This window comes from Mucilaginibacter sp. (assembly GCF_041660805.1).
In the GTDB taxonomy this organism is placed as follows: Bacteria; Bacteroidota; Bacteroidia; order Sphingobacteriales; family Sphingobacteriaceae; genus Mucilaginibacter.
This window is the reverse complement of record NZ_JBAZVP010000008.1, coordinates 1-20,415: the sequence shown is the minus strand read 5'-3', so window position 1 is coordinate 20,415 and position 20,415 is coordinate 1. Positions and strand designations below refer to the sequence as shown.

At 41.1% G+C, this 20,415-nt stretch carries 17 protein-coding genes, 2 tRNA genes and 1 pseudogene; 6 read left to right on the top strand and 14 right to left on the bottom strand.

The window, feature by feature from the left end; genetic code table 11:
- Positions 1-10: 10 nt before the first annotated feature.
- On the bottom strand, positions 11-1,975 hold the full coding sequence (locus tag WC743_RS12530) for a redoxin domain-containing protein (RefSeq protein ID WP_373012348.1): 1,965 nt from the start codon (positions 1,973-1,975) through the stop codon (positions 11-13).
- A 106-nt stretch (positions 1,976-2,081) separates the two neighbouring features.
- Between WC743_RS12530 and WC743_RS12525 the strand changes: the two genes are divergently transcribed.
- Positions 2,082-3,320 carry a TCR/Tet family MFS transporter gene (locus WC743_RS12525; RefSeq protein WP_373012347.1) on the top strand — a complete coding sequence of 413 codons (1,239 nt, stop codon included), beginning with the start codon at positions 2,082-2,084 and terminating at the stop codon, positions 3,318-3,320.
- Between the two features lie 42 nt (positions 3,321-3,362).
- The gene (locus WC743_RS12520; RefSeq protein ID WP_373012346.1) at positions 3,363-4,610 is read left to right on the top strand and encodes a TCR/Tet family MFS transporter; all 1,248 of its coding nucleotides are present in this window, start codon (positions 3,363-3,365) and stop codon (positions 4,608-4,610) included.
- Here the strand turns inward: WC743_RS12520 and WC743_RS12515 are convergent.
- Both WC743_RS12515 and WC743_RS12510 read right to left on the bottom strand, forming a co-directional pair.
- Positions 4,594-5,190, bottom strand: a complete 597-nt coding sequence (locus WC743_RS12515; protein ID WP_373012345.1) for a DUF502 domain-containing protein — start codon at positions 5,188-5,190, stop codon at positions 4,594-4,596. The genes WC743_RS12520 and WC743_RS12515 overlap by 17 nt on opposite strands.
- Position 5,191: 1 nt before the next feature.
- On the bottom strand, positions 5,192-7,651 hold the full coding sequence (locus tag WC743_RS12510; protein ID WP_373012344.1) for a bifunctional UDP-N-acetylmuramoyl-tripeptide:D-alanyl-D-alanine ligase/alanine racemase: 2,460 nt from the start codon (positions 7,649-7,651) through the stop codon (positions 5,192-5,194).
- Between the two features lie 57 nt (positions 7,652-7,708).
- Here WC743_RS12510 and WC743_RS12505 point away from each other — a divergent pair, with 57 nt between their 5' ends.
- The 3 genes from WC743_RS12505 to WC743_RS12495 all read left to right on the top strand — a co-directional run bounded on the left by WC743_RS12505 (position 7,709) and on the right by WC743_RS12495 (position 8,520).
- Entirely contained in the window at positions 7,709-8,191 is a 483-nt protein-coding gene (locus WC743_RS12505; protein ID WP_373012343.1) for a regulatory protein RecX, read from the top strand.
- A 122-nt stretch (positions 8,192-8,313) separates the two neighbouring features.
- Positions 8,314-8,386: transfer RNA gene (locus WC743_RS12500), tRNA-Gly, on the top strand.
- A 49-nt stretch (positions 8,387-8,435) separates the two neighbouring features.
- A tRNA-Leu gene (locus WC743_RS12495) sits at positions 8,436-8,520 on the top strand.
- A gap of 281 nt (positions 8,521-8,801) precedes the next feature.
- On the opposite strand, the gene WC743_RS12490 is transcribed toward WC743_RS12495, so the two are convergent.
- The 10 genes and pseudogenes from WC743_RS12490 to WC743_RS12445 form a co-directional block, all read right to left on the bottom strand.
- Positions 8,802-8,957, bottom strand: a complete 156-nt coding sequence (locus tag WC743_RS12490; protein ID WP_373012342.1) for a hypothetical protein — start codon at positions 8,955-8,957, stop codon at positions 8,802-8,804.
- Between the two features lie 25 nt (positions 8,958-8,982).
- Positions 8,983-9,189 (bottom strand): annotated as a pseudogene (locus WC743_RS12485) (XdhC family protein); the annotation flags it as partial.
- Positions 9,190-9,397: 208 nt separating this feature from the next.
- Complete coding sequence (locus WC743_RS12480) at positions 9,398-9,838, bottom strand: DUF2147 domain-containing protein (protein WP_373012341.1); 441 nt, start codon at positions 9,836-9,838, stop codon at positions 9,398-9,400.
- Positions 9,839-9,880: 42 nt separating this feature from the next.
- Positions 9,881-10,882, bottom strand: a complete 1,002-nt coding sequence (locus WC743_RS12475; protein WP_373012340.1) for an NADP-dependent oxidoreductase — start codon at positions 10,880-10,882, stop codon at positions 9,881-9,883.
- A 36-nt stretch (positions 10,883-10,918) separates the two neighbouring features.
- Positions 10,919-11,686 carry an SDR family oxidoreductase gene (locus WC743_RS12470; protein ID WP_373012339.1) on the bottom strand — a complete coding sequence of 256 codons (768 nt, stop codon included), beginning with the start codon at positions 11,684-11,686 and terminating at the stop codon, positions 10,919-10,921.
- A gap of 183 nt (positions 11,687-11,869) precedes the next feature.
- A complete protein-coding gene (locus tag WC743_RS12465) occupies positions 11,870-12,460 on the bottom strand; it encodes a TetR/AcrR family transcriptional regulator (protein WP_373012338.1) in 591 nt (196 codons plus the stop codon).
- Positions 12,461-12,612: 152 nt separating this feature from the next.
- The gene (locus WC743_RS12460; protein WP_373012337.1) at positions 12,613-13,245 is read right to left on the bottom strand and encodes a TetR/AcrR family transcriptional regulator; all 633 of its coding nucleotides are present in this window, start codon (positions 13,243-13,245) and stop codon (positions 12,613-12,615) included.
- Between the two features lie 7 nt (positions 13,246-13,252).
- Positions 13,253-14,545 carry a TolC family protein gene (locus WC743_RS12455; protein ID WP_373012336.1) on the bottom strand — a complete coding sequence of 431 codons (1,293 nt, stop codon included), beginning with the start codon at positions 14,543-14,545 and terminating at the stop codon, positions 13,253-13,255.
- An 11-nt stretch (positions 14,546-14,556) separates the two neighbouring features.
- The gene (locus WC743_RS12450; protein ID WP_373012335.1) at positions 14,557-17,658 is read right to left on the bottom strand and encodes an efflux RND transporter permease subunit; all 3,102 of its coding nucleotides are present in this window, start codon (positions 17,656-17,658) and stop codon (positions 14,557-14,559) included.
- Positions 17,659-17,667: 9 nt separating this feature from the next.
- Positions 17,668-18,726: an efflux RND transporter periplasmic adaptor subunit gene (locus tag WC743_RS12445; protein WP_373012334.1), complete on the bottom strand. Its 1,059-nt coding sequence runs from the start codon at positions 18,724-18,726 to the stop codon at positions 17,668-17,670.
- A 294-nt stretch (positions 18,727-19,020) separates the two neighbouring features.
- Between WC743_RS12445 and WC743_RS12440 the strand changes: the two genes are divergently transcribed.
- Entirely contained in the window at positions 19,021-19,611 is a 591-nt protein-coding gene (locus WC743_RS12440; protein ID WP_373012333.1) for a TetR/AcrR family transcriptional regulator, read from the top strand.
- A gap of 607 nt (positions 19,612-20,218) precedes the next feature.
- Here WC743_RS12440 and WC743_RS12435 read toward each other — a convergent pair.
- The coding region (locus WC743_RS12435; protein ID WP_373012332.1) for a helix-turn-helix domain-containing protein at positions 20,219-20,415 on the bottom strand (197 nt) is incomplete at its 5' end.

Here is a 20,415-nt window from a genome sequence, read left to right as displayed (position 1 = left end):
TTACTGCAGTTTAAAGTTTATTATTCAGCAATGAAACTTTTTGTGATCCGGCCATTGCATCCGGTGCGTTAACCATCTCAATCATACTGGTTACTTCTTCAACCAGCTTATCATTAGAGCCTGAGAAGCCAACGAATTTGAACCTTATATTACCACTTTTATCTATAATAAATTTAGTTGGGATCCCATCAACGCCAAAAGAACTAACCACTTTTGATTGTCTGCCGTCCTCACCTTTTTCATCCATCAAAACATTAAAAGTATATTTGTTATCAGCTATAAATTTTTTAACGCCGGGTAAATAGTCATCGCCATTTTCCCAGGTATCAACAAACAAAAATTTCACGTTCGGGTCGTCTTTATATTTGGTAACTGCCATTTGCATACCCGGGAATGATGCTTTACAAGGGCCGCACCAGGTTGCCCAAAAATCAACAATAACTACCTTGCCCTTAAGGCTTGCTAAAGAAACAGGTGTACCGTTCATATCTTTTAATGTAAATGCAGGAGCTGTTTTATTGATCATTTGTTTAGCTAACTCAGCACGCAGCTTGTCTTTAGCCGAATTATCTAAGGCCGCAAGGTATTCGGTATAGCCCTTATCGCTGCCCTTTACTTTAACATAAGCTTTAGCCAATGCTTCTTTTAACGCTGATGAAGTTTTACCGGCATTTAATGATGCCTCAATAACCTTCATAGCTTCGGCATATTTGCCGGCACCGTTAAGCATTAAAGCGTAATGTTCATTTATTTCCGCGTCGGCATTATTGCTATGCTCATAAACGGGTTTTTGCACCGCAACAGCTTCGACAAATTTGCCTTCTTTTAGTAAAATGAACGCATAGGTATCAGCAAACATATCATAAGTTTGCTGAGCAGCTTTTTTAGCCTTTGCAGGTGTGCTTAAAAACAAGTTTGCTGTTGATGCATTGTCAATTTGAGACTGAACCAACTCTAATGAGTGTTTTGACAATCCTTCAGCTTCTGGTAAACGCTCACCTTTTTCGGCCCACTTCCAGGCTACATTGTTTAAATAAGATGACAAGTTGGTTTTATCACTCAGCATTGCTTCCTGTTTCCGGTATTCATCAAGCATGCCTTTTGTTAAATATGCACCTGCAAGCTGTAGTCTTAAGCTGTTTTCAACTGGTTTTTTAGCATCAGTTTCAGGGTATTTGGCTAAATATATCTGCAATAGCGAATCCTTTTTTAATGGTTCCGCCTGTTTGTAAAAAGCAGTCATTAATTCACTCTTGGCTAATAAACCATTAGGGTATTTTGATTTTATAACTGCAATTAGTGAATCGGTATGCGCTTTATTTTTACCCCGTGCCAGCAGGTTGCTTGCCAGTACCATGTCCTCTTCTTTGGTGCTTTTTTCTAACATTGCTATTTTCTGATTAAGCAGGGCAACATTTTCCGGCATTTTCGGATCAGCTAAAAAGAAATAATAATTGTTTTGAAATTCCTTTTCACTGGCAGGGTATAATGCGAACTCCTTTTTATATAGTTCATTTGCAGCAGCTTTGTCGCCTTTTATTTTAGCGATATAGTTACCCATGCCTGAGTGAATTACATAAGCTTCTGTTGCATAAGCTCCCGGTACCGGCTTTTTATCTTTATAAACTGCATACATGTAACCCTTACCGTTATTATCATCAATAGTTTCTCCACTACTAAACTTAACTACAAAAGCCTTTGCGGTAGCAGGTAATGTAAATTCCCCCTTTAACAATTTACCATCAGCTTTCAAATTGATATCTGCTGCCGGATACTGCTTGTTATCTAAAAAATAAACTATTGCTTCAGGAACTTTACCCGCGAGTTCGGTATTTGATGGATCATAGGTCAATGTCACCTTTTCGCCTGCCGAAGGCATAGTGTTTGACAATTTAAGATGATCCGTTGTTTGTGCAAAGGAGTTTTGCAATAGCAACACACATGGCATCGCTAACAATAGTCTGAGTGTTTTCATGGTGAACTAAATTTTTAGTCAATTTAAGGATAATAATTTTTAATTGCCAAATATTATTTTGTGATAATTAGTTATTATTAGAATTTTTAATTGTTTATTTACGGCAATGGACACGCTTACCCAACCTAAAAAGAAGGCAGCCTTAAGCTTTATTTTTGTAACGTTATTAATTGATGTAATAGGATTAGCTATTATAATCCCTGTTTTCCCTAAGCTTATTGAAAAACTCATACATGGTAATATCAGCGAGGCTTCGCGTTATTCGGGGTTATTGTTGGTGGCTTATGCGGTAATGCAATTCCTCTTCTCCCCGCTTATTGGTAACCTGAGCGACAAGTATGGTCGCAGGCCTGTTTTACTCTTTTCGCTCTTAGGTTTTGGTATAGATTATCTTTTCCTGGCTTTTGCGCCTACTATCGGGTGGTTATTTGTTGGCCGTGTTATAGCCGGTATTACAGGTGCAAGTTTCACAACAGCAGCTGCTTATATTGCTGATGTTAGCGAGCCTGAGAAGCGTGCGCAAAATTTTGGTATGATAGGTGTAGCCTTCGGGCTTGGCTTTATTATAGGCCCGGTAATTGGTGGAGTATTAGGTAAAATGGATACTCATTATCCTTTTTATGCTGCAGCCGCTTTAGCATTACTCAATGCGGCATATGGATTTTTTATTCTGCCCGAATCATTAGATAAAGAACACCGCCGCGATTTTAACTGGAAGCGGGCCAACCCAATGGGCAGCCTGATCCAGCTAAAAAAATATCCGCAGGTTATTGGTTTAGCTGTTTGCCTGTTCATTGTTTATTTTGCCGGGCATGCTGTACAAAGCGTGTGGACATTTTACACCATGGAAAAATTTAGATGGAGCGAGGATGTGGTTGGCTACTCCTTAGGTTTCATAGGGCTGATGATAGCTTTGGTACAGGGCGGATTGATAAGGATTGCCATTCCTAAACTCGGCCAGGAAAGAAGCATTTGGATAGGCTTGGTATTATATGGCATTGGTATGCTATTATTTGGATTTGCTAACAAAGGCTGGATGATGTTTGCCTTTATGGTACCTTACGCGTTAGGTGGTATTTGCGGCCCGGCGTTGCAAGGCGTAATGACCAACGAAGTACCTGCAAACGAACAGGGCGAACTACAGGGTGGTTTAACCAGTTTAATGAGCCTGAGCTCTATATTTGGCCCATGGTTTATGACCTATACATTTTACTTTTTTACAAGCCCTAAAGCACCGGTTCATTTACCGGGGGCACCGTACTTTGTAGCTTCGGCATTAATGCTTATTGGTGCATTATTGGCAGTGAGGAGTTTTAAAAAGCACATGGCTAAAACTATTATTTAACAGCATCTGTATATATACTTGCATAGAAGCTAATTTTAAACTATGAATCAACCCGTACAGCATGGCAAGGCTGCATTAGGCTTTATTTTTGTTACGATATTTATTGATGTACTTGGGTTAGGCATTATAATTCCTATACTACCAAAACTGCTTGAACAACTGGCCAATGTTGATATTAGCATGGCAAGCCAGTACAGCGGTTATCTTACGTTCACCTATGCCTCTATGCAGTTTTTGTTTGCTCCTGTTTTAGGTAACCTGAGCGACAGATATGGACGCAGGCCGGTGTTGCTTTTTTCACTTCTGGGTTTTGGGATCGACTACCTGTTCATGGCTTTTGCACCATCCATCATATGGTTATTTGTGGGGCGGTTTATAGCAGGTATTGCCGGGGCAAGTACCACCACTGCAACCGCTTACATTGCCGATGTTAGTGTGGGCCATAAAAGGGCTGCTAACTTTGGCCTGATAGGTGCGGCAACTGGTTTAGGCTTTATTTTAGGGATAGGCATGGGTGGCTTTTTAGGTGCCATCAGTATAAAATTACCTTTCTTAGTTGCAGCAGGATTAGCTTTGCTAAATGCCATTTATGGCTTCTTTATTTTACCGGAATCATTGTCTGTAAAAAACAGAAGAAGGTTTGAATGGAAACGTGCAAACCCCGTTGGCTCATTATTAAGATTGCGAAATTACTCAATGGCGGTAAGTACTTTAATAACCGCGTATACTATGGTTTATATTGGCCAAAAAGCAATAGAGAGCACATTACCATTTTACTTACTTGAAAAATTCAAATGGACATTGCATAGCATAAGTGCTTTGGGAATATTCATTGGTCTACTAATTGCAGGTATACAAGGCGGATTAGTACGCTGGGTGATACCTAAGTTTGGCTTACGTAAAAACATAATGGCCGGTATCGCTTTTTATGGTATTGGGTTAATACTGATAGCTTTTAATAATGTGGGCTGGCTGATGTACGTATATATGATCCCTTATTGCCTGGGTGGCATCGGCGGAACTGCATTACAGGGTTTTATATCTGAGCATGTTAGTCCCCGTGAACAGGGTGAACTGCAAGGAGCGTTAACCAGTTTGGTAAGTATAACCACAATTATTGGCCCTCTATTAATGACTTCTCTGTTCCATCATTTCACTTCTACAGATAGTTCAATATATTTCCCCGGCGCACCATTCCTGATGGGTGCTGTTTTGATGCTGGTGAGTATTGGGTTAACAATTAGAAGTTTTAAGAAGAAAGAGCCCGTAAAACTTATTCAAGGCCACTAACACCACCGGATATAACAAATTTCATAACCTCGGCAGCGGTTTTATTGATTGGTTTTACTTTATCAGCAGAAACAATAACAACCTGCCCTGCAAACGAGTAAGAGTAAGGGAAATACACAGCAACCTCACCGGGAAGATCAATTGCTTTTAGATCCTTTTGTACAAGGAACCCAATTTTTTTAAGTCCGAATTCATTTACTTCAACCAACACCGGTTCATTGAATTTCTTTTCATCACCTACAAATGCTTCTGTAAGATCTTTTATAGATGAGTAAAGGAACTTGAATATAGGCAGACGGTTAAGCCAGCGATGAAACCATCCTTTAATTGGATCTGTAACAACGTTGGTTACCAATATGCCCGCAATCAATATAATCACTATTACATTCAGGATACCTAAACCCGGAATGTACATGGGTTTCCCCGTTTTGCTGTTTGCCCAAAACAGATCACTTATATTCAGTGCGTTATCAATAGTTGCTACCGCCCAAAAAATTAAAAAGAAAGCAGCACCCAGCGGTACTACTATCAGCAGGCCTTTAATAAAGTAATTCAGTAAGGCGCGAAATATCCTTTTCATTCTATTCGTAAAAGTACACTCTTTTCACCCGCTCAGAAACATTTGTTAATATTTCGTACGGAATAGTTCCTATTTGCTGTGCAAGTTCCTCAATTCGTAACTGTTCATTAAAAACTATTACCTCATCCCCTTCCTTCACCTCTGCCGCGCTTACATCAAGCATGCACATATCCATTGATACATTGCCAACCGTAGGCACCAGTACCCCGTTCACCAGCATTTTACCTATACCATTACCAAACGCACGCCTATATCCATCAGCATAACCAATACGAACTGTGGCTATTTTTCCATCGGCTTTTAAGCTACCATTTCTATTGTAGCCAATTGTCTCCGATGCCAAAACTTTCTTTACTTGTGATACCGTAGTTTTTAATGTGGCGATGGGTTTCAACCCGTTATCATCAGGAGATACGGCAGCATCAACGCCATAAAGGCCAATGCCCAGCCTAACCATATCATACTGCGCAGTTGGCCAACGCGTTATGCCCGATGTATTACTAATATGTTTAATTACCTTATAACCCAACGTATCTTCAATTTGGCCGCAAGCTTTTTCAAAAATGCCTATTTGTTTTAATGTAAAAAGGTCGTGCTGCTCGGCATCGCTTGCTGCCAGGTGTGAATAAACTGATTGTACATGCACATAGTCATTCCTCTCCAGCAAATCACATAATGGATCTACCTCAGCTTCTTCAAAACCAACACGGTGCATACCACTATCAATTTTGATGTGAACAGGATATTCAACAATATCTGTTTCCTGTGCATATTTTACAAATTCATCCAATAAACCAAAAGTATAAATAACAGGCTCTAACTTATTGGCAGTAAGCTTGTCATATGCCAATGGTTCTGGATTGAGAACCATTATTGGGAGCGTAATTCCAGCTTCCCGCAGAGCTATACCTTCATCAGTATAGGCCACAGCCAGGTAATCAACTTTATTGTATTGTAATATGTTGGCAACTTCAAAAGTGCCGCTTCCATAAGAGAAAGCCTTTACCATTGCCATTAATTTAACTCCGGGATTTAACTTGGCCTTATAGAAGTTAAGGTTACTTAATAAAGTGTTCAGGTTTATCTCTAACACAGTTTCGTGAGCTTTCTGCACTAATGCCCGGCTTACCCTTTCAAACTCAAAACTACGGGAGCCTTTTATCAGAATGGTTTCCTGTTTTAAATGCAGCTTGGTTAAATCTTTCAACAAGGATGCGGTATCATCGTAAAAGTGCGTATCGGGCAAGCTGAAACAATCTTTGTACTCTTTCAAATCGGCCCCCACGCCTATAAACCTATCTATCTCCTTATCTTCTATCATTTGGGCTACCTGTTTGTATAAGGCCCCCTTTTCAAGTCCCGACTGATAGATATCGGACAATATTAACGTCTTTTTTTGATGCTGATTTTGCTGATCTAAAAAATTCAAGGCTATCTCCAGCGACTGGATATCAGAGTTATAAGAATCATCAATTATTGAGCAATCATTTATACCGTGCTTTAGCTCCAGTCGCATACTTACCACCGATAAATGTTCAATACGCTCATCGGCATCACTTGTACTATAACCCATTGCGAGCATTGTGGCCCAGCAAACAATGGCATTCTCAATCGAAGCTTCGTCCCTGAAAGGAACAAGACATTCAATCTCTTCTTCTTTATATACCGCTCTCAGGTAATATCTCCCTGAAATAGTTGTCTCGCTAAAAACGTATAAGTCGGCCAGGTTAAACTTCCTGCTCCACGTAAAACAGTCACGACTTTTCAGCTCATCTTTATGATCTATCAGCTGGTCATAATTGTATATGATCTGCTTACAATTCTTAAATAACTTTAATTTTTCCTCTATTTTTTCATCGCGGCTTTTAAAACCTTCATCATGCGCGGTACCAATGTGGGTAAGTATACCAATGGTAGGCTGTATAATGGCTTCCAGCTTATCCATTTCGTTTATGGTGGAGATACCGGCTTCAAATATTCCGAGATTATGAGCTTCATTCATTTGCCATACCGATAGCGGTACACCAATTTGCGAATTATAACTTTTGGGGTTACGTACAATATTATACTCGGTACACATTAGTTGGTACAACCACTCTTTTACAATGGTTTTGCCGTTACTGCCGGTGATACCTATTACCGGAATATCAAACTGCTTACGATGATATGCTGCTAATTCTTGTAAAGCAGTTAACACGTGCCCAACAACTAAAAAGTTAGCATCGGGCATTATGGTATCTGGTTGATAGTTAACTACAAAATTGCGCACCCCTGTGGTATACGCATCGGCAATGAACTGATGCCCGTCCCTCCTGTTGCTTAATGCAAAAAATAAAGAAGCAGCCGGGTTAATAATACGGCGGCTATCGGTAACCAAAACGCTAACTGTACAATCGGCAACTATATTACCCGTTGCGTTTATAATATGCTTTACATCATTTATGGAATAGGTAGATTGCATGATACGAATTTGCTTATATTTCTGTGAATAGAAGAATTTTAACGTATTTTGGTTTTGATGGATTCGCCTAAAACAATAAAAATTACAGATGAAAAAATTGCATTGGCAAAAGCACAGCATTACTGCGCTTACCAGGAACGCTCACAGCAGGAAGTACGCAACAAATTATATGAATGGGGATTGTGGACAGCCGTTGTAGAAAACATCATTAGTAAATTGATTGAAGAGAATTATTTAAACGAAGAACGCTTTGCAAAAGCTTACACACGCGGCAAGTTCAATCAGAAAAGCTGGGGCAAGATCAAAATTAAACAGGGGCTGCAGCTGAAGAATGTTTCGCCACCGCTCATAAAAAAGGCGCTCATGACAATTGATATTGACGACTACATGGCCACCTTAACCCGCATAATAGAGAAAAAAGCCAATACCCTGCCAGAAAAAAATCAGCATAAACGCCGGTATAAACTGCAACAGTATGCTTTAAGCCGCGGTTTTGAGACAGACCTTGCTGCTGAAGTTTTGAAAAACAGTGAGTTATAAAAAACTTTAAAAAAAGTTCATTTTTTCCTTGCAGAACACTCATTTCTGTCTATATTTGCACTCCCGCAAACGCAATAAGGCTCACGGTTAACGAAGCTTAAAAGTTTAAGGGAAATACCAATGCGAAAGTAGCTCAGTTGGTAGAGCACGACCTTGCCAAGGTCGGGGTCGCGAGTTCGAATCTCGTCTTTCGCTCAAATCCCTCTATAACCGGAGGGATTTATTGTTAAAAGGTTAATCACCTGCTCAGATGGTGGAACTGGTAGACACGCAGGACTTAAAATCCTGTTCCCGTTAAAGGAGTGCGGGTTCGATTCCCGCTCTGAGTACTTAGACAGAAATGCAAGTTTGTAATAGTTTGACTATCAACAACTTGCATTTCTTGTTTTTAATAGATTTTGTTGACCTCCTCAATAAAACAACTTAAACGAATATTTTACCTTACTAATTATCAACTATTTGCAAAACAAAGGTGTTTTCATTCCCATCCCCCCCTGTTTTGTTGATAGTCGAACACGATAACTAATTAATTGTCAATTATTTATAACCCTTAAATGCTTTGCATTCCCATGCAGTCCCACAATATCAGACCATTGAACACCTTAACTCGCTATAAACCAATCTCTTTCTTAATTATCTTAACAATTATTTCTACAACTTTATTTAACAATGCTTCCTCGCTACCTGCATAGATATTTCTATCTATAGATTTCGCTTTCAATGAGCGGTTTGCTATTCTTTTGGCTTTTCTTTTTGTTATTTTCATATTGCAGCTATTATCATTAACGCTGTTATTCTTCAAAAATGACTTTGACTTCTTCATCATGAATCGGCATTGATTTTACTTTCAGCGAACGCCCGTTTCTTTCGGAGAACAATGCCTTAATCTCGGCTACAATGGAAAGTGCTATTTCTTCAGCTGTTTCTGAATCGATGTCCAAACCCACCAGGCCGTAAATTTTGGCCCGCGATTCTTCTGGGGTGTTATCAAACTTTGATGCTCCTTTTTTAACAACTCTTTTGGCTGGTCTTTTTTTGACATTTTAAAAAATATTAACTAAAGACTCATCACAATCAACCGCCCATCAGTTTACAATGAAATTATCTTTATATTTTGTTATTGATAAAAAAGTACAGAATGAAACTTTGACTGAGATGAGGAATAATTACTAACTGGTTTTGAATGTCATTTAGCTGGGACAAACATTATTTTACCTTTTCCCAAACACTTGTCCGGCCAAATAGAGATATTCCAATGTATCCCCTGATATTTAGTTTATCATCTTTTAGTTTCAATGTACAACTGTATGTTTTACCGCTATAAGGATCATAGATATGACCACCATCCCAGGCTCGATCATGATACGTAAAATCGTAAAGCATGATCAGATCTTTGAGGTTACGGGACCTTAATTTTTCATTTTTGTTTTTAACATCTTTCCGGGAAGTAATTCCATCCGGTTCGTACATCGTTTTACCCCAGATCAGCTTGCCAAAATACTTGCCGTCTGATTTATAAACATCAATTTTACCGGTCTTATCTTCGCTCAACCATAACCCTAAGATCTTATCGGCTTCGGGAGTTTGTGCAAAAGCTTTTGCTACTGTAAAAAGGCATAGCAATAATATTATTCTTATTTTTTTCATCATTATGAGGGTTTAAGGCATTGCGTTGAACAAGCAACAACTTTATTTAATTTTGACAACGACTTTTCCTTTAGCCCGTCCACTTTCAACATAAGTCATCGCTTCTTTGATCGATTCAAAAGGGAAAACTTTGTCTACAACAGGTATGATGTTGCCGGAATTAATAAGAGAAGTGATTTCCCTTAACTGAGATCCGCTGGCTTTCATAAACAGAAAGAAAAAGCCCACATTAAGCTGTTTGGCCTTTTTTCTTACTCCGGCGCTCAAAAGGCGCATGATTAATTTTACGAACCAGGGGGCACCGATTTCTTCAGCAAAATCCGGATCAGGCGGACCGGAGATCGAGATGAGTTTTCCGCCGGGTTTCAATACGCGCAGCGACTTTTCGAGTGCCTTTCCGTCCTGGCTATTTAAAACCAGATCATAACCGTGCAGGACTTTCTCAAAATCATCTTTCTTATAGTCAATAACAACATCTGCCCCGAGGCTTTTTACTAACTCAATGTTGGCTGCACTTGTAGTGGTAGCTACCGTTGCCCCCAGGTATTTCGCCAGTTGGATGGCAAATGTGCCTACACCACCGGAGCCTGCCTGGATGAAAACTTTTTGCCCTTTCTTCAGGTTCCCTTTTTCAACCAGTACCTGCCAGGCGGTCAAACCTACCAGGGGAATGGATGCGGCTTCTTCCATGCTCAGCTTTTTCGGCTTAAGCGCTACATCAGCTTCTCTAATTGCAATGAATTCCGCAAACGTGCCAATATGATGATCTGCTGGTCGCGCATAAACCTCATCTCCAACTTTAAATTGTTGCACACGGGGCCCAACCCTGGTTACAATACCCGCTACATCATGGCCTAAAACGAATGGGGTTTTATAAGGCAAAATGAGTTTGAACTCCCCGCTTCTGATCTTGGAATCCAGCAAGTTTATAGCAGTTGCATGTACTTCTACCAACACCTCATCCCCCTGTGGTTCCGGGTCAGGCATTTGACCGATGTGCCCGCCATCCTTGCTTTTATACTTGTCTATAATGAAAGCTTTCATTTTTTTAATGTTTAAAATATATGATAAGATTAAATTCTATGATACTAACACTGTGTAACTTTTCTTAGGGTTAATCAAACCAAAAGTCATTGTTGGAAAAAGCCGGTTGAGTATATAAACTGCTTTGGTATCACCGGCACGAATGGTAAGTTGATCCTTCTTGATACCTTCAATCAGCGCTTTCACCAGGTCTTCCGTAGTCATTTTTTTATCGTTTCTGCCAACTGTCATTTCTGTAGCAACAAGCGGGGGTAAAAGTTCAAAAATTTTGACGCTGCTGTTCAAAATTTGGAGGTGCTTTCTCAATGTTTTCGTGTAAAACTGCAAGGCTACTTTGGATGCTGAATAAGTTGCTTCCAGCAATGACGGAACATAACTGAGTATTGAAGTCGTATTGATAATTGCGCTGTCTTTCCTCGATTTCAGCATATCCATGAACAGATTGTTAAGCCGGATTACCCCCAGGTAATTGACGTTCATTTCATATGCCGCATCTTCAAAATGCTGACTATTTGCCATTCCCAGGTTAATGGGGTCAGTCAACACTCCCGCGTTATTGTATAAAATGTCTATACCGCCCAATTGCTTTACCTGGTTGAAAAGCTTTTGCGCATCAGCTGCATCTGACACATCGCTTTTAATAGCCGTAATAGTCGGATACAATTTCCTGGCTTCATCTAATTTTACCTGGTTCCTGCCGGTGATGATCACGCTGGCGCCATTGGCTAAAAATTGCTTTGCTGCTTCCAGCCCGATACCTGACGCACCACCCGTGATCAATACCGTTTTTCCTTTTAGTTGCATGATTTTTATTTCTTTTGTTAATACTGTTGTTTTTTATTTTATACTTTTTAGTATATTTTAACATAAACCTCAGCCATGCGATTTTTTTTCCTGACTACTTTAATCTAATTTTTGGATAGTTAAAGACAGTTCCTAAATTCTTCGATTAAAATATACTAAAAAGTTTATTTTGTACCAAAAAAATCATATTTCATAACTTTCCAGTTCAGCTTTCAGGCTCTTGATCAAACCATGCATCGGTTTTGCCGTGTTCATCGCCCTGCACATGACAACGGCACCTTCAACAGCGGCCACCGCTTTGAACGCATAAACGACCGGGTCAAGTTTGTCAGTAAATTCACCGTCGGCAATGCCTTGGCTTAAAACACTTACGAATATTTCCTGCCCATGGCGAATGACACCGGCTATCTTTTCCTTAATGGCCGGAAAGTTGTCATCGGATTCCACCGCAATGTTAAATACAGGACATCCGCCTTTAAGGTAAGTATTCAAAGGATCCTTATAAAAATCGAGAAAGGCAAACACTTTGGCCTTTGCCGTTTTACCCTTGCTAATGGTTAACAACATTTTTTCGCCGTTATTATCCAGCATGAAATCAACAACCTGTAAGGCCAGATCTTCCTTGTTTTCAAAATGGCCGTAAAGGCATCCCTTAGTCAGTTTCGCGGCATCAAGTACGTCGTCTATATTAGCGCCGGATATCCCTTTTTGATTAAAAATAGGGGCCGCTGTTTCCAGGATAAACTGTTTTGTTCTTTCAGCTTTAGTAAGCATGATAATTAAATTAACAGTACAAAAATATACTAAAAAGTTTATTTTAAGCATTTTAAATCACCTTCTAATTCTTTATGATCTGAAGATGACAATCATTGTAATCCAGGAGATTAACTTAAATGGCGCTATCTAATAAAGAGAACCGTTTGCTTTTACTTACCATAGTCCGCGAGAAGACGACGTCCGTCATTGGTAATTATACCGTTGATAAATAACTGGAGCGCTTCAAATATTTCATCCTGGTTCTTTAGGTTATTAAACAGGTAAAAGTCCGTTACCGATACATAAATGGCCGCTGTGCCCGGAACATCCAGGCTTGGCCGATACAGCCCCTTTGTTACACCATCTGATAAATTTGATTCAACAACCTTCTTCAGGTGATTGCTTTTAAAGTCATGAAGCGCTCTCAGCGCCCTCGGGTACCTTTTCAACATCAGGTCGTTAAAAAGGTACCGTAAGGCAATTAAATGTTTAAAAAGATCCTGTTGAAGAACCAACTCCTGCACAGGGTTATCGGAGGCATCGATATTTGAGCTGATAATACTTTTAGATTGCCCTATCAACTGGTCAACTACAGCTTCAACAAGGATTCCTTTATTGGCAAAACATTGGTATACGGTTTTCTTCGACATACCGGCAGCCTTCGCTACTTCATCCATCGTTACACTGATAATGCCATGCCTGATAAAAAGCTCAATTGCATGATCAATCAGGCGTTTTCTTTTATCTTCCATTCCGGTTGCTTTAGTTGTTGCTTCCAACGCTTCAAGGATGTTATTTTTCAAACCAGCTTCATGGCTGATTTTCGGTTTTCGCTGTAACATAATTATATATGGCTGACCTTACATAAAAATCAGAAAATGCGGTAGCAACCGTACTTGAGGCCTGCTGGTAAGCAGTCTGGGCATCCAGTACCTCAGAAATGGTAGCCAAACCGGCTTTGTAATTATCCTGATTAACCTTCAGGTTTTCGGTAGCCTGTTCCAGGTTGTCTTTGGCATAGTGGATCTGCGTCAGCTGGTCCTGCATGTCATACCAGTAGCGTATTATTCCTACCCGCAGCTGGTTCTGCCCGTCGCGGTAATCGTTGCGGGCGATTTCTTCGTTAATCCTGCGCTGACTCACCTTTTGCTTACCGCGCCCCCACAACCCGTTTGATATCGGGATACTGAGGGTTACAAAACTGGCCGGCGAGAAATTACTTCCGATGCCGCTTCGGATAGAGCCTACCTGTGCAGCACTCAGTCCAACAGCCAGGCTGGGCAGGTTATCGCCGTTGGCTAAACGGGTTTGCAGTTGTTCACCCGCCACGCGTTTAGTCAGCAACTGGTAATTGGTATTTTTTTCTAACGTAGTGTCGGGCTGTAAAGCCGGCAATACCGGCGTGCTGTTTTTGTTCAGGGTATCCTGCATCACCATCAGCGAATCGAACGCAATACCCGTATACACCGAAAAGTCAAGCAGGGCTACGCGGCGGCCATTTTGCAATTTACTTTTATTAACCAGCAACTGGCTCAGTTGTACTTTTACTTTAAGCAGATCGTTACGTGCTATTAAACCGGAGGCCAGCATGTCCTTCTGCATCTTCAATACCACGTTAAGCAATGCTTCATTGACCAGTATGGTTTTCTGCTGTTCCTGTATGTTTACCAGGTTCCAGTATTTTTGCTCGGTAAGCAATAAAACCGAATCTGCCGATTGCTTTTTCCGAATCTCGCTCACCTGCAGCTGCAATGCCGCTAACTGGTTGCCCGTTTTAATTTTGCCACCGGCATAAAGCGTTTGTGTGCCCGTAACCCCTAACGTGTAGAAGTTATTAATGCCTTTTGTTAAAACATCAGGGATAGCCGGGATAAAATCCTTAAAACCAAACAGTCCGATGCCGGTACCGCTAACGGATGGCAGGTAGTCCGACTTGGCAGCCGCCACATCGGCTTTTGCCGAATTCACCCGCAATTGACCGTTTTTAAGTGCGTAGCTGTAAGCTATGGCCGCCTGCTTGCTTTCCTGCAGGGATATTGTATGCTGTTGGGCATTTGCCTGCAACCCGGTTAATATAATAATGGATACGATTAATGATTTCATGATTTGTAAACTTATGCGGTTTCAGGTGTTTCGTTCGCCGGGTTGATTTTGTCCTCCTTGCGGAAAAACAGCCAATACAGTGTGGGCAGCACGAATAAGGTCAGCAACATGGATAACAGTAACCCGAAACAGATCACAGTACCCAACGGCCCCCATAAGGATGACCTGCTGATCACCATCGGGATCACACCGACAGCCGCTGCCGAAGAGGTTAAAAAGATCGGCCGCATCCTGCGTTCAGCAGAAAGTTTTGCAGCTTCAAAAACAGATTTACCCTCATGTAATCGTAGTTCTTCCGCAAAATCTATCAGGATGATACCATTACGCACTACAATTCCGCAGAGCGCAAGTAAGCCGAGGAACGAAGTAAAGCCAAAGGGATAGCCCATAATAAACAGGCCAAAAGATGCGCCTAATAAGCTTAATGGCATAGTGGTAATACTTAAGAGGGCATGTTTAAGATGTTTAAAGTGCCATAATAAAATCAGGAATATAAAGATGATACTTACACCCAGTGCGATACCCATAGGGCCCTGGTTCTCTCCCTGCAATTCCAATTCGCCGCCATAACGCAATTCAACGCCTACAGGAAGTTTTATTTTTTCGATGGCCGGCTGCAAGTCCAGCAATACGGCATTGGCAACCGCTTCCTGGGTTACGTCCATACGTACTGTCAGCGTGCGCACACTGTTTCTGCGGGCAATCTGGCCATCATTCCACTCCGGGTTTACGTCTGCTACCTGCCTTAGGGGTATCAAAGATTTAGTTTGCGGAGACACGATGTTAAGGTCACGCAAGGCAGAAAGATCACTCCTGGAAGCTTTCGGAGATTTGATCTTTACATCTACCGCGTAGTTATTTTCCCAAACCTGTGTGGCTGTAATGCCTTCCGTATGCAAGGCTACCGCATTGGCGATATCACTTTTGCTTAACCCAAGCCGTGCAGCTTCCGCTGTTTTTACATCTATTTTAAGGGTTGGCTGTATCTCGTTATAATCTGTCCGGGCCCAGGTAACCTGTTTATGCGTTTTACCAATGGCTAAAACCTGGTTTGCTACCTGTTTTAAGGCTGGAATATCATTTCCGCTGATCCTTACCTCGATAGGTGCCAGCGCGTTGATCATGTTTAATTGTTTCATCCGAACATAAGCAGCCGGAAATAGGTTACTGTATTTATGCTGATAGTCAACAATCACCTCTGCGGTTGCGTCTTCAGATACTGTTTTGATCAAGATCTGCGCATAATTTTTTGACGGAAGATTTGGCGCATATACCGAGTGGAAACGCGGTGAACTGCTGCCGATAAAGCTGGTATAATTAAGGATACGTTTATCCTGCTTTAATATCTTTTCCATTCCCTTCACCACGCTGTCCGTTTGCGAAAGCCTGTATCCCGATGGCAGATAGATCTCCATTGCAAATTGGTTTCGCTCTACTTTAGGAAACAACTGTTGCGGCAATACACCCATAATCCCTATACCGATCACTACCGACAGCACCGCAAAAAATACAGTTAGCTTATAGTGTTTCATAGAATTACCGATATGGCTGTTAAAGAAATCCTGCAATCGGTCCAGGAAAGATCTTTTTTCATCTGCCTTATTATGCAGCAAGCCTTTTTTGATGAACAGCGTATTGAAAAATGGCACCACCATCATGGAGATGATCAGCGACAGTGTTAAAGCGATCATGATGGTTACCGGGAACAGGCGGATAAAATCTTTAGCCGTACCGGTCATAAAAAATGCCAGTGGGACAAAGGTTGCTGATATAGCCAGCGTAGCGGTAAATACCGATGGGAACAATTCTTTGGCGCTACTAATGGCGGCATCCCAAACAGACATGCCATGATCCAGCTTTTCTACGTGGTTATCAATTACCACAATAGGGTCGTCAACTACAATCCCCAGCACCACAATCAACGCTGCAAGCGTAACGGTGTCCAGCTCTATGCCGGCCATATACATAATACCCAGCGTTGCGGCTATGGTAATTGGTATAGTTGCAGCAGCAACTGCGGCAACCCTAAAGGGCAGCAACAGCAATGCAACGCACACCACGCCGATCAGCGCAAAAGCAAACTCTTTCATAAAGTGACTGATCGAATCATCCACCACCTCCGGTTGATCGGCCAGTTTTACCAGTTGAATATCAGGCGGCAGGTGCTGCTTTACTTTTTCGATATGCTCTTCCAGTTCCTTACCAAACTGCACAATGTTTTTACCGGTGATCATTTCCAGTGATATCACGATGGATTTGGTGCCATTGGAGGTTACATAGCTGTCCGGCTCATCATACTCACGTTTCAGGGTAGCTACATCACGCAGGCGAACCGAATTACCGTTGGCATCCTGCCTGATGATCTGTTCAGCAAGTTCGGCCTCGGTTTTATAGTAAGTGCTTAAATGAATGGGCTCATCTACCACCTTGCCTTCTACTTTACCGGTGGCATTAATTGCGCCTTCATTTTGCAGCACCTGCATCACATTATTAACAGATACCCCTTTTTGCAGCAGTTTATTATTATCTACATAAATGGTGATCTGCTCGTTCAGGTTGCCGGTATGGGATATCTTGGCAACATCCTGTACCTGCCTCAGTTCTGCCTCTATGTCTTCCACATTACGGAGCAATTCTTTATAAGGCCGTGTCTTGGATTCTACTGCCATCAGCATGGCAGACGTATTGCCGAAATCACTGTCGATATAAAACCCTTTAACTTCTTTAGGGAGCTGGCTTTGCAGGATTAGCATCCCGTTTTTGATCTTATTCCAAAAGGCTTTGGTTTGGATGGCATTTTGGTTATCCGCTACCTCTACAAAGATGTACATCACGCCATCCCGCGAAAAGGAGTAAGTTTTTTTCTTGTTAACCTCGTTGTTACTAAACAGGTATTCCTCTACTTTTTTAGTCAGCTGCTCTTCAACCTGTTTGGATGAAGCGCCAGGGTATTGCCCGACGATCAGGCCCTGCCTGATGGTGAAATCCGGAAATTCGTTTCGTGGCATATTGAAAAGCCCGGATAAACCAAGCAGTACGAGTATGGCCGAAAGCGCAAGCGGGAATACATGGTACTCCATTGCCCATTCAATTAAATTTGAGTTCTTTTTCATGATACGGGCTTATTTACTGACAATGACAGGGGTTTGATCGGCAAGCTTCTGGTAACCGGAGGTGATCACCTGCTCATTACCCGATAGCCCGGATTTGATAGTGATGCCGTTACTGTAAAGCTGACCGGTAATTACATCTTTCCGCTCTGCTTTATTTTGAGCGTTCATGATGAATAAGAAGTTAGTCCCTTTATCATCTACCTGCACAGCTTGTACGGGTACAATAACTTCTTTAATATTGGAAGAGGCGACAGTGCCGGCAGTTTTGTTAAATATCACTTTACAAAGCATGCCGGGTCTTAACTTCATATCGTTATTAGCCAACGTTATTTTAAGGTTATAATTAGCGCTGCCGTTAAGGGCTAAAACGCCGACTTCGGTTACGTTGCCCTGCAAAGGCTGATCCCCTAAGGCATCAATTTTTACCGTAGCCGGAGTTCCTGCTTTATAATGGTTGATTTCACTTTCGGGTACCGCAACCAGCACCTTTACCGAACGGGTATCCAGCAACTGTAAAACCGGCTGCCCGGGATTAGCAACGGCACCTGCTTCGGCTTTCTTTTCACCAATATACCCGCTTACCGGTGCATAAAGGTGCGTATGGGCAATATTCTGGTAAGTTGCGCGGGCGGCGGAAGTTGCCTGTTCATAATTTGACCTGGCCTCCAGCATTTTTATTTCGGCCACGCTCCCTTTTTTAAACACATCGTTGATGCGGGTATAATTTTCTTTGGCAAGTTTAGCCTGCGCCAACTGTGCGTTATATTGGTTACGGTATACCGTTTCATCTACAGATCCTACCAGTTGTCCTTTTTTTACATAATCGCCGGTTTGTATAGGGAAAGACAGGATGGTTCCGGAAACCTGGAAGCTCAGGTCAATGGTCTTTTCAGCTTCAAGGGTTCCATCGTAAACGATCCGATCATTGGATGACATAGCTCCCTCACTTAAATTAACTACATTTACCGCTAAGGTATCCGGGCCGTTTTTTTGCTCTTTTTTGCCTGAGCAGCCGGAAATCCCGATAGCAGCCACTATCGCTCCTGCAAGTATAAATTTGGTTTTCATATAATTAAATTGGACATTATTTGTATTTTCGTCGATTAGTATTTTACTGTTTGTTTATCCCAAAGCACATCACTCCGGGCTATAAAAGGATACAATATGAACCTATTATCTAACTTTACTCCTCATTACGGAAGCATATTTGATTAAATAACTTGTTTAAATATTTTCGACAATTATACGCTATTTGTTTTTATGATTTATTAATAATTGTGTCATATTATTAATTCCGCATAATCCGGTTAAACCTGTAAATAATAAAAAAGTCACAAACAAAAAATGTATTTTTGTCGAATCATGAAAGCAGATCAAAACGATAACATAAGGGAAGAGATCATCGCGGCAGCGGATGCTGTGTTTGAGCGTTACGGCTTTGTAAGGGTATCTATGCAGGACATATCAAATGAATGCAAGAAGGGCCGGAGTACACTTTATCATTATTTTAAGAATAAAACAGAGGTACTTGACGCTTTATGTCACAAAATATTTTCCAAATGCCTGGAGGAAAGCAAAGCCACGATAAGCAAAAGACGTTCTTTTTCGGCCAATATAGAATCATTTAATGAGGTAAAGATCAAACGCCTGCGTGAAGTGGTATTAAAATACAAGCTGGTTATTGAGGATATGAGGCAGGATCCCTCTCTGCTGATCATGCAGTCCCGCATTATGTCTGAAGAGGAGATTCTGGTGGTGAAACTCATGATCAGTTGGGCCTTGGAAAACAAAGAAATAGCGGAACTCAATGAGGAAGACAGCCAGTTTTTGGCGGAAACCTTACAAAGTGTATTCAAGTGCTTTGATCAGGAAATTATACTTTTCGGTAGGTTTCCGCAATTTGAAAGCAAAATAACCTGGTTGGCGCAAATATTACATAAGGGCCTGATGTAGTTTGCTTATTGTTAGGCGGATGATGGAAACAAAATTTTAGTTTATTCGAGCTTTTTAGTGAAGAAATCATTATTCTCCACTAGTCTTTGGAAAAACAATGCCATAATGCACCGTGTAATTGGGATCTTTTCAATTATTACATTACTCCCCGTGTTGGCCTCGAACGTTCGAAAACGGCCGATCTAAGTTGGAAAAATTCTAAATCCTATTTTCATCTTTTTAAAATTGACTCAACAGCCTCTAAAAACTCCAATAAGCATTCTAATAATCTCCCTTCTGGATTACCATACCAAGCCATCCGCAAAATCCAATGACCTATTTTGTGGGGCATGTAATCACAAACTACTTGTCGCTTCAACTTTTTCAGAGCGATACAAATTATAAAGTGTTCAAAAAATCTAACATGGTAATTTTTTTGAACACTTTTCGAAAGGAAAATCAAAGGGATTATTCACTTTTATCATCCAAATTTTTCTCATCGTATTTCAGTAAAATCCGCTCTACAACTATCAGAAAGCCATAAATGTGTTCAAATAATTTACCACTCACGGTACAAAAGCCCTGATACATGCCCGTATCAGGGCTTTGTTGTTTAACGAGCTTATTATTAAGCGCTAATTTCAAGCTTATATCCCTTGCCGCGTATAACAACAATGTTGATATCCGGATCAGGTTCTAGCTTTTTTCTAAGTTTAGAGATGAACATATCCAGACTGCGCCCCACAATAACACCTTCATCTTCCCATATCTCTTTTTGCAGCCGGCTTCTTGCAATAGTCTCATTGGGAGACGACGCGAAAATGA